General features: G+C 70.9%; 7 protein-coding genes. 4 read left to right on the top strand and 3 right to left on the bottom strand.

From position 1 onward, the window contains the following. Nucleotides 1-159 precede the first annotated feature (159 nt). On the bottom strand, nucleotides 160-981 hold the full coding sequence (locus Vau01_RS29650; protein WP_203999237.1) for a DUF4190 domain-containing protein: 822 nt from the start codon (nucleotides 979-981) through the stop codon (nucleotides 160-162). A gap of 485 nt (nucleotides 982-1466) precedes the next feature. Further along, nucleotides 1467-1970: a winged helix-turn-helix transcriptional regulator gene (locus Vau01_RS29645; RefSeq protein WP_203999234.1), complete on the bottom strand. Its 504-nt coding sequence runs from the start codon at nucleotides 1968-1970 to the stop codon at nucleotides 1467-1469. A gap of 96 nt (nucleotides 1971-2066) precedes the next feature. Here Vau01_RS29645 and Vau01_RS29640 point away from each other — a divergent pair, with 96 nt between their 5' ends. The 4 genes from Vau01_RS29640 to Vau01_RS29625 all read left to right on the top strand — a co-directional run bounded on the left by Vau01_RS29640 (nucleotide 2067) and on the right by Vau01_RS29625 (nucleotide 6037). Continuing rightward, the gene (locus Vau01_RS29640; RefSeq protein WP_203999231.1) at nucleotides 2067-2627 is read left to right on the top strand and encodes a dihydrofolate reductase family protein; all 561 of its coding nucleotides are present in this window, start codon (nucleotides 2067-2069) and stop codon (nucleotides 2625-2627) included. Then, nucleotides 2614-3684 (top strand): serine hydrolase domain-containing protein, encoded by a 1071-nt coding sequence (locus Vau01_RS29635; RefSeq protein WP_203999229.1) that lies wholly within the window; start codon nucleotides 2614-2616, stop codon nucleotides 3682-3684. Before Vau01_RS29640 ends, Vau01_RS29635 begins: the two co-directional genes overlap by 14 nt. Nucleotides 3685-3694: 10 nt before the next feature. Continuing rightward, nucleotides 3695-4204, top strand: coding sequence for a pyridoxamine 5'-phosphate oxidase family protein (locus Vau01_RS29630; protein WP_203999227.1), 510 nt, complete (start codon nucleotides 3695-3697; stop codon nucleotides 4202-4204). A gap of 258 nt (nucleotides 4205-4462) precedes the next feature. Next, nucleotides 4463-6037, top strand: a complete 1575-nt coding sequence (locus Vau01_RS29625; protein ID WP_203999225.1) for a peroxidase family protein — start codon at nucleotides 4463-4465, stop codon at nucleotides 6035-6037. A 39-nt stretch (nucleotides 6038-6076) separates the two neighbouring features. Here Vau01_RS29625 and Vau01_RS29620 read toward each other — a convergent pair whose 3' ends face one another. After that, a complete protein-coding gene (locus tag Vau01_RS29620; protein WP_203999223.1) occupies nucleotides 6077-10225 on the bottom strand; it encodes a DUF4132 domain-containing protein in 4149 nt (1382 codons plus the stop codon). Nucleotides 10226-10457: the final 232 nt, after the last annotated feature.

Here is a 10457-nt window from a genome sequence, read left to right as displayed (position 1 = left end):
TCCTGCGGTGCGTCGCCCACTATCGACCCTCTCTGATGTTGCTCTCAGTGGTACCACGCCGCGTCCCGGAGTCCACGACCGGATCGGCAACGGGGAACGTCCGCTGAACCGACGGTCGGCAGCCGCCGCCGGACACCCGACGGCGGCTGCCGCTTGCGCTCAGCCCACGGTGCAGAGCTGGTCGATCGTCGCGGCGTCGGCTGCGATTCTCCCGATGATGTCGTCCGGAATCTGTCCGGTCTCGAGGCCCTTCTTCATGTCGGCGTAGTCGTCGGCCAGTGCCCGCATCGCGTCACGGACGTCCTCGTCCTTGGCCTTGTCGGCGGCGGCGTTGAGGGCGTCGATCGTGGTCTGGAGTTCCTTCGGGTCCGCGCTGGGGTCGTACGCGAGAATGGCCGCCTTCCCGTCCGTGCAGCCGGGATCGAGCACGGTGGAGTTGGAGAGCGCGATGTAGGCCGCGGTGCTGCCCGCCATCATCACCAACGAGATGACGACACCGGCGACCGCCAGTCCGCGTCCCTTCTTGCGGTCCCGGCCGGTCTGGAAGATCGCGACCAGGCTGAGGATGAATCCCAACGGACCGCCGCAGAAGGCGAGAATGAAGCCGACGATCGCCAGCACGCTCGTGCCGCGGTTCGGTGGCGGCGGCGGATACATGGACGGGCCGGCGGGTTGCGGACTTCCCTGGTACACGGACACGATTGATGACCTCACAATTGTCGATCGATTGGTATGCCGAACGGCGCGCGAAGTGGCGCCATCGTCGATGACGAAGGCGAAACGAAGACGACGACGGTGACGCGTGCCGGGTGTTACGGGCCGGAACAGATGGCAGACGGCGCTGCCCTTGGCGGCATTGGGAAGGCCATCTTCAGGCCGGCGCTCAGCGGTATCAGCAACGCATCGAGTAAGCAGCCCATGACGATGGTCCGCTTCACTGTCTTCCCCCGTATCTCCTGCCAATGGAACGGTCGCCGACACTAGTAAGTGACATCAATAAATGTCCAACCGGCAAGGACCCGCGTGTGGCGGGTGTGTGGCGCCCATGTGGTGACGGTTCGGAATCGCGTCGTCGCCGCCACCGTCCCCTGTGGACTGTCACCGCCATCGACGACGAGCCACGCGTATGTCCACTGTGGACACAGGGGCCCTCACCGCCGGTAGACGCGGGCGAGCGCCGGTGTACCCCCGCCAGTCGCGCCGGACCCGGGCGCCGTCGGTCTCGCCGGTGGCCGGCCATGGACTCCGACGGAGGAGTTGATCTTTGGACCGGGCGCTGAGGCACCAGCCTCGGACCAGAAGACGTGCCTGATTGCCCAGTCAGGAGATCAACTCATCGACCGGCGTCGCTCGGGTGCCCAGATCGTGGAGGATGATCAGGCCTCCAACACTGATCATCCTCCACGATCTGGCGCCAGCTTGGACTACCACGCCAAGCCCGGCCGCAACCGCCGGCCGGGCGGTGCCTACGGAGCGGCGTCGACGCTCATGGTCCGCTCGTAGGCGGCCTGGAGCCGTTCAGACGGACGGGGCGCGGAGGGGTCGGGCCGCGGGCTGCCGAGGTGGACCTCGCGGAGCTCGTCCATCATCGCGGCCACGAGCTCGGGACCGCCGTCGCGCAGCAGTTCGGCGCGGACCCGCAGGCGCCGGGAACCGTTCCGGTGGACGAGGCCCCAGTTGCCCAGCGCGACCATGATGGGCAGCACCTGGATCCCCGCCTCGGTGAGGGAGTACATCGCCCGCTGTCCCCGGTTGGCGTCCTGACGGGTGAGCAGACCCGCGGCGGTGAGCTGCTTGAGGCGGCTGCTCAGGATGTTGCTCGCGATCCCCTCCTCGGAGCCTAGGAGCAGCTCGCGGAAGTACCGGCGATTGCCGAACATGACGTCGCGCAGCACCAGCATCGCCCACGGATCGCCAAGCACCTCGACGGCGGCGTTGATCGGGCACCCCGAGCGCGCCTCGCTCCGCATCTGCCCACCCCTTCCGGCCAGTGGTTGCAATCTACCATCACCTTGCCTAGCATGAGGAACTAGTTGCAGATCACAATCACTATTGAGGTGAAGACCATGGGCAAGGTGCTGATGCACTTCGCGGTGTCGGTGGACGGGTTCGTCGCCGGGCCGGGTCACGACATGAGCTTCATGGCGAAGGCGACGGTTCGGGACGGCCTGCACAGCGAGTACATCGAGAGCACGGGCGCGATCCTCGCCGGTCGCGACGGCTTCGACAGCGCCATCGGTGACTCCCGCCCCTACGGCGGCGCGTGGCAGGGGCCGATCTTCGTGCTCACCCACCATCCCGAGGACGCCCGCCCCACCGAGGACATCACGTTCCTGTCCGGCCCGGTCGACGAGGCACTACGGATCGCCCTCGACGCGGCCGGGGGCAAGAATGTCGAGGTGTTCTCACCGACCATCTGCGCGCAGCTGCTGCGGCTCGGACTGATCGACGAGATCGACCTCCACATCGTCCCCGTCCTCCTCGGCGACGGTATCCGGCTGTACGACGCGCTGGGCGGGCAGCCGCTCCACCTCCTGCGCGACGGCGACACGCCGACCCGCACCGTCGACCTGCGCTACCGCCCGATCCGTGCCACCGTCGGCGATGAGCGACATGGCGACGAGTGAGATACAGGACCGGATCCAGCGTCACCTCGACACGCTGGTCGACACGGGCGCGGAGACCGGCGTGCAGGTCGCCGTCTACCGGGACGGCGCGCTGATCGTCGACGCCGCGGCCGGCACGACAACCGGGCGACCGGTCTTCAGCTTCTCCACCGGCAAGAACATGTCGGCGACGCTCGCGCACCTGCTCGTCGCGCGCGGCTTCCTCGGGTACGACAGCCCGGTCACCGACCTCTGGCCCGAGTTCGGCGCGCGCGGCAAGGAAACGGCGACGCTGCGGCACGTGCTGACCCACACGGTCGGTCTACCCGCGATGCCCCGCGCGATCACGCCGCGCGACCTCCCCGACTGGCACCGGGTGTGCGGGTCGCTGGCGGCCGCCGAGCCGCGCTGGCCGCCGGGTGCCGCCACGGGCTACCACTCCTACACGTTCGGCTATCTCGTCGGCGAGCTGGCCCGCCGCGCGACCGGAAAACCCATACGGGACCTGCTGCGCGAGTGGATCACCGCACCGCTCGGTATCGAGGGGCAGCTCCACTTCGGCGTCCCGGCGAAGTCGCTGCCGGGGGTGGCGCGCCTGGAGCAGCCGGCGCGGCAGTGGCCGGCACCCCCGGACGACGGTGACGCGATCCTCGCGCCGTGGGAGAGCCGGCCCGATGCCGGCTTCGGCAACGACGACGCGATCCTGCGCGCCGACATCCCGTCGGTCGGTACCGTCACCGCGCACGGTCTCGCCGCGATGTTCAACGCCGTTCTGCGGGGCACGCTCGTGGACGCCGCGCGGCTGGCGGAACTGTCCGCGCCCGCGTTCGAGGGCACCGATCGGGTTTTCGGCACCCCCGCGCGCATGGCGCTGGGCTTCCCGATCGGGCGGATCGGGGCACCGGCCGGGGAGAACTCGGTGGCATTCGGCTGGCCGGGCGGCGGCGGAAGCTACGCCTACGCGGACCCCGCCCGGAACGTCGCCTTCGCGCTGACCAAGACCCGGCTCCGCCCGAACTTCGACACCGCGCTGTCGGTCACCGGAATCCTGGCCGACCACCTGGCCGCGACGCCATAAGGAGAAAATCATGTCCACCCCGCAGACCAGCCTCGGTTCGTTCTCCACGCCGGGCGCGAGCCCGACGCCGTGGGAGGCAACGGAATGGGCCCTGCGCCGGATCCAGAAATTCCAGCTGTGCACGGTGCGCCCGGACGGCCGCCCCCACGTCACACCGTTGCTGGCGATCTGGTCGCTCGGCGCGATGTGGTTCACCACCGGCGAGAACGAGCAGAAGGCCCGGAATCTCGGCGCCAACCCGCACTGCGCGCTGACCACCGGAACCGACACGCTGACCGGCACCGACCACGTCATCGAAGGCACCGCGAGCCTGGTCACCGACCGGCCCACGCGGGAGACCGTGGCGACCGCGTTCGAAGAGGCATACGGTTGGCAGCTCACCCGCGAGGACGGAACCTGGCACCAGCTCGGCGACGCCATCCGCACCGGAAGCGTTCAGCTCTACCGGGTCCGGCCCGACAAGGGATTCGCGTTCACCACCGGCAACGAGTCGGCCCAGACCCGCTACCGGTGGAGCTGAGTCCCGCCCGCAGAGCATATTGAAAAGGTCATATCGAGACGCCGGCGACGGGGAGACCCGGTCGGCAAGCGCCATTTTCGACGGAAAAGTCCACCCCGGGCGTGCCCGGATCCGCATTGCGAGATTCCCCTGGGGGCCTGTCTCTAACCGGGTCATGCGCGAAGACTGCGGACTAGCCAACGCGCGCGCATCCAGTTCGGGGCGTACTCCGCTCCTTCCTCCCCCGGAGGCGTCATGGCGCAATCGGACCATGCACTAGTGGACGGGTCGGACCGCGACTTCGGCCGCCGTCGATTTCTCACCGGCGTGGGCGCCGGTCTTTTCGGGGCGGCGGCCGGTGGCCTGGTGCTCGGCGACGTCGAGGCGCTCGCCGCGGAGGTCGAAGGGCCGGTGGTCACCGCGGCACCGGATCCGCGGTTCAGCCGCATGTTCCAGCTACCGTCCTTTGTGGACCCGCGGTCGGCCGCGGTCCGCAACGCGATGAACGAGATCGGGCGCCCCGGCGGCCTGATGGACGCCAAGGACCCGTTGCAGGAGGGTCCGGTCCGGCTCGTGACCAACCCGGAACTCAGCCCGAACAACCGGGACAACGTCATCAGCAACATGACCGCCGGAACCACGTTCGTGGGCCAGTTCCTCGACCACGACGTCACGTTCGACAACACCTCGCCGCTGGGCACGCCCGCCGAACCCGCGGCCACCCCGAACGAGCGCGACGCCCGGCTCGACCTCGACTCGGTGTACGGCGGCGGCCCGTCGGTGTCGCCCAGCCTCTACGACTCCCGCGACCCGGCCAAGTTCCTGGTGAGCAGCGGCGGACGGTTCGAGGACCTGCCGCGCTTCAGCAACAACCTCCGGGCCTCCATCGCCGACCCGCGCAACGACGAGAATCTCATGATCGCCGGCCTGCAGGTCGCGTTCCTGTTGGCGCACAACAGAACCGTCGACGACCGGCGGGCACGCAACCTGCCCGGCGACCCGTGGTTCTACGCCCGCCGCACGATGATCCACCACTGGCAGTGGATCGTCGTCAACGAGTTCCTGCCGCAGATCGTCGGGCAGCCCCTCGTGTCCGACATCTTCCGCAACGGCCGGCGCTGGTACCGGTTCAACCGGCCGACGATCCCGGTGGAGTTCCAGACCGGCACCTACCGGTTCGGGCACAGCCTGATCCGGCCGTCGTACCGCGCCAACCGCACCGGAAACCCTGATGGCACCGCGTTCTTCGGCTTCATCTTCGATCCGGCGGGCGAGGGCCAGCGCGACCCGGTCGACCTGCGCGGCGGCGCCCGCGCACGCCGGCGCTTCATCGGCTGGGAGACGTTCTTCGACTTCGGCGGCATCATGACCCAGCACACGCGGCCGAACAAGCGGATCGACACCAACATCTCCACGCCGCTGTTCAACCTGCCGTTGCAGACCATCGCCAGCGGCACGCCACCCACCTCGTTGCCGCAGCGCAACCTGCTGCGCCACCTGACCTGGTCGATGCCGTCCGGCCAACGGGTCGCCGCCGCCACCGGCACGCCGGTGCTGTCGTCGGCGAACTTCCCGGAGCTGCGGCAGTTCGGCCTCGGCCTGGAGGCCAGCACCCCGCTGTGGTACTACATCCTGCGCGAAGCGCAGTTGCTCAACGACGGCCTGCGCCTCGGGCCGGTGGGCGGCCGGATCGTGGCCGAGACCATCATCGGCCTGCTCCAGATGGACGAGTTCTCCTACCTCAACAACGGGTTCTCGCCGACCCTGCCGAGCCAGACGCCGGGCACCTTCCGGATGACCGACCTGCTCCGCTGGGCCCGCGTCGACCCGTTCACCCGCAACGAGCCCCAGTAGACAGTGATACGCCGCCCGGGTGACCGGGCGGCGTACGGCTCACACCAACCGGTCGAGGTCGTAGACGAGTTCGGAGTACGTACGCGGGTCCAGCTCCGCCGCGTCGCCGCCGTGGAACGTGACGCCCTCGATGTGTTGCGGTTCAACCGATTCAGCGGTGTCGGTCGCGTGCCAGCCGGGATCGGTCTCGAGGATCGCCCAGAGCTTGCCGCCCAACGGCTTGGCCATCTGCACGCTCGAGTCGTGCCACTTCTGCCAGCCACGCGCCTCCAGGCCGCGCAGCTGCCCGTACGTCACCGTGTGTCCGCGCAGCCGGGCCAGCACGGCGTCGAGGCCGGCGGCGCGACCGGTGTCGGCAGCCCGGAACACCGGCCGGGCCAGTTGCGGGAACGGTTGCAGGATCTCGTAGTCGGCGAACAGCTGGGACCACACCGGCACGGCGTCGGCGGCGAGATCCAGCGGGTGCAGCACCACGACCGACGCGTCCCGCGGCAGCTCGTACAGCTTGTCGTCGATGTCGGCGAGCGTGCCGTCCTCGGCCACGCGGAAGGTGACCGGCAACTCGGCGACTCCCCAGACGAGACGCTCGGCCAGGTGGCGCATCCACGGGTGCCGGGCGTACCGGTCGAGGAACACGTCGGCACCGATCGCCCGTCCGGTGCACATGGCCCGCTCGATCCGGCTCAGGTGCAGGGTGGCCGACGCGCGGGCGTCCTTGCGCAGCGCGGTGAGCCGGGCCTTCGCCGCCTTCATCCGTTGCTTGTCGTCGTTCTTCCCCGGCCGCGGCAGGTCGGGCAGCAGCGCGCCGTTCGCGTCGCGCAGCACCGGCAACAGGTTGGCGTCGAAGACGATCCGGTAGGTGTGCGAGCCGGTGTCGAGGACGTCGGCGCCGTCCTCGTCCAGGCCGAGTGTCGGAACCAGCCGGTCGGCGAGTTCGTCGGTGGTGAGGCCGCGGCTGTAGGCGATGGCGTCGATGCGTTCGCGGGCCGCCGCCGCGAACGCCGGGAACCGGGACTTCTCCGCGAGCAGGTTGATGTTGATCAGCGCGGTGTCGGTGCCGATGTTCAGCAGCGCGTCGAGGGCCGCCTGGGCCCGGGCGGCGGCGTTCTCCCCGGGCCACTTGCGGGCGAGCGCGGTCAGCCGCCGGGCGCAGTCGTCGTCGCCGAGCAGGCCGACCGCCTGCATGCACCAGGACGCCTTCGGCGGGGCACCGGCGGCGAGCCACGCCTCGAACAGCGCCCACGCGAACGCGGCCCGCGATGCCGGCGTGTAGCCCGCCTTCGCGGCGAGCACGCCCGGATGCACCTCGTCGGCGTTGGACCAGGCCAACTGCACGAGAAGCAGGTCAGCGTCCGGCGCGGTCGTACCCGGCACCGGTACGAGCGGCGGCAGCGCCTGCGCCGCGGCGAACGCGGGCACCGGCGGCCGCTTCGCGCCGGGTGCGGTCAGCGGGTCCGCGTCGAGCATCGCGAGCGTCGCCGCGTCGACGTCCAGGTCGGCGGCGAAGCCGAGGATGGTCGCGCGGTGCCCCCGCGCGTCGAGATACCGCAGGACGCGCGCGGCGCCCGTGTCGGCGCGGTCGGCGGCCCACAGCGTCAGCGCGCCGGCGGCCGCGTGCCGCGGGTGCCGGAGAATCCACGACCGGGCGGGCGCCTTGTTCTTCTTGCCCGCGAACGCCTTCACGATCGCGGGGACGATCGACACGTCCCCGAACGGCTGCGCGGCCTGCAGCCCGTACTCCAGCGAGTCCGGTTCCGCCAGCGCGGCGTGCAGCAGCGGCAGGTGCGAAAGACCGCCGCGGTACAGCACCGGCACCAGGGCATAGCGGACGTAGTAGTCCATGGCGAAACCCAACGCCAGGAGACGGTCGTGCACCCGGGCCGGGGTCAGCGCCAGGTCGGCGACGCCGGTCGGCACCGCCCACCGCTCCCGGTTGGCGACGAACGCCTCCAGCGCCTCGGCGTCGCACCGGGCCACGGAGACGCCGTTCCAGGTGACGGCGTCGTCGTGGGCACCGACCCGCTGGGCCGCCTCGATCTCCTCGTCGCGCCACGACTGCACCGGCTCGATCGCCAGGGTGGTGCGCAGCGGACGCCCCCGCCGGGCCGGCGGCGGAACGTAGTCAACCGGCGCGCCGAGCCCGGCGAGGACCGCGTCGTCGTCGGCGGCGGGCGGCCGGACCGGACCCGGCTCGATGTCCGCGCCCACCAGGGCGAGCAGTTCGTCGTCGCCGTTCTCGCGGGCGAACCGGCGGACCCGGTCCGGATCCAGGCCCGCGGCGCGGAGCAGCCCCGCCGTGCCCCACCGGTGGCCGTCGCGCCGCTCCCGCAGCAGCGCGGCCAGGGTGTGCTCGTCGTCGACGTGCGCCAGCAGCCGGCACCACAGGTCGTTGTGGTAGAAATCCCTCTCCCACGGCTCGCCGGGCTTGAGCCGGGCCAGCACCTCGCCGGCGGCGCTCCCGGCGATCTCCAGCACGGAGGCCAGATACATGCGGCCGCCGCTGAACGGCGCGAAGAACTGGTGCCCGATCTTGCGGTTGGCCTTGATGAACCGCTCCAGCGTGGCGAGGTCGCCGGCAGCGATCGCGCTGGCGTGCACGTCGCAGTTGCCGAACTCGCCGAGGTGGCGCAGCGCGTCCTCGTGCACCCGCCGTTCCTCGGCACCCGCCGCCGGACCCAGCGGCAACAGGAACGTGGTGGCCCACCGCACGCTCGCCGCCCGGCGGTGGGTGTGGCTGGTCGGGGCCAGTTCCGCCGTGGCGTCCAGGATCGCGGACCGGGCCTCGGCGTACTCCGCGTCGCCCGCGAGCACCAGCAGCTCCCGCAGCCGGCCGAACGGCCCGGCGCCGACATAGGGAAGCTCGCTCTTGATCCCGGCGAGCATCCGGCGCGCGGCCCCGGGCAGGCCGACCGAGGCGACCAGGAAGTCGGCGACCCGCTCCTCGATCTCCGCGCGGAACGCGCCGACGAACGTGTTGTACCGCTCGAAGACCAGTTCGACCAGCCTGATGTCCTCCTCCGCGGTCCCGGAACGCGGCCGCGGGTCGAGGATGCGCTCACCGATCTCGCGCCGGTGGTGGTGGTCGCTGGTCGCGTGGTTCCAGATGCCCGACCGCTCCCCCTTGATCACCATGGTGTACCGGTCGGTCGCCCAGAACGCCCGGCGCAGCGCGGCCCAGGCCTCGTCGAGCGCCGGCAGCGGACGGATCTCGGTGGGGATGCCGCCGCGCCGCGGGTACAGGGCCGACCGCAGCCACGGGCTGACATGGACGCCGTCGCGGCGCTCTGTGGGCGTCACCGATGATTGCCCCGCCGCGGCGGGACGGTCCGCACCGAGCCAGGAGACGGTGCCGTCACCGTCGCCGATCAGCAGGCCGGAGCCGAACGGCTCGCAGCACCACAGCATCGCGACCGAGACGAACTGCTCGAAGCGGACGAAGGTACGGCCGTCGTCGGCGGAGACCAGGACCAGCCCGGCCGCACCGACGATCACGACGCGACCGTCCGGCAGGTGCCGCACCGAGGTGAGCAGGCTGTCGGCCGGCACCGGGACGCGCTGGAAGCTCTCGCCGGCGTCGTCGGACCGGAACACCAGCCCGTCCACGCCGACGGTGAGGATCGTGCCGGTCGGGGTCACCGTCGCCGACATGAGGTCGGCACCGGCCTCGAGGTTGAGCCGCCGGACCGACCTGTCCCGGCACACGTACAACCGGCCGGGTCGGTCGGTGGGGACGAGCACGCCGAGGGGGCTGTCGCTGATCCGGGCGATGGACTCGTCGACCCCGCTGACGCGGCGGAACTTCTCGCCGTCGGTCGAGGACGCGAGGTAGCCGTTGTCGCCGGCGACCCACAGGCGGCCGTCGCGGTCGGCGACGACGCCGAACAGGCAACCGCCGGTGCCGGAGGTCAGTTGGCGCCACGAATGGCCCCGGTCGGTCGACCGGGCGATGTACCCGTACTCGCCGACGACCCACAGCCCGTCCTCGCGCAGCAGCGCCCCGCGCAACCCGCGGCCCGGCGAGATGACCGGGTGGAAGGCGTACCCGTCGGAGGAGACCGCCGCCAGGCTCCGGCCCTGCCCGCCGACGGCGACCGCACTGCCGTCGTGCGTCGCGATGCCGAGGATCAGCTGGCGCGGATTGTCGGTGTCGGCGCACGCGCCCATCCGGAGACCGGCCAGCGGATCCATGTCGATGCCTTTCGTCGGACTTGTCGTGTCGCGCCGCCGGGATGATGCCACATCCCGTGCCGCCACCGTCGGCCCGACCCTTCGGCACACCCTCGCATTTGCTCGATGCCCGGCCGGAGTCTTACCCGGCCCGCAGCGAAATGGTGCCATTTGCTGGCGGGCGCTCGGTGACCGGTCATGCCTGCACGAGAGCCGGACCGACCCGCAGCATGGGGACCACCCGTGTACCCCC

The sequence above is a fragment of the Virgisporangium aurantiacum genome, from assembly GCF_016863635.1.
GTDB lineage: Bacteria > Actinomycetota > Actinomycetes > Mycobacteriales > Micromonosporaceae > Virgisporangium > Virgisporangium aurantiacum.
The sequence above is the reverse complement of the archived record's forward strand: the minus strand, read 5'-3'. Positions and strand labels throughout refer to the sequence as shown.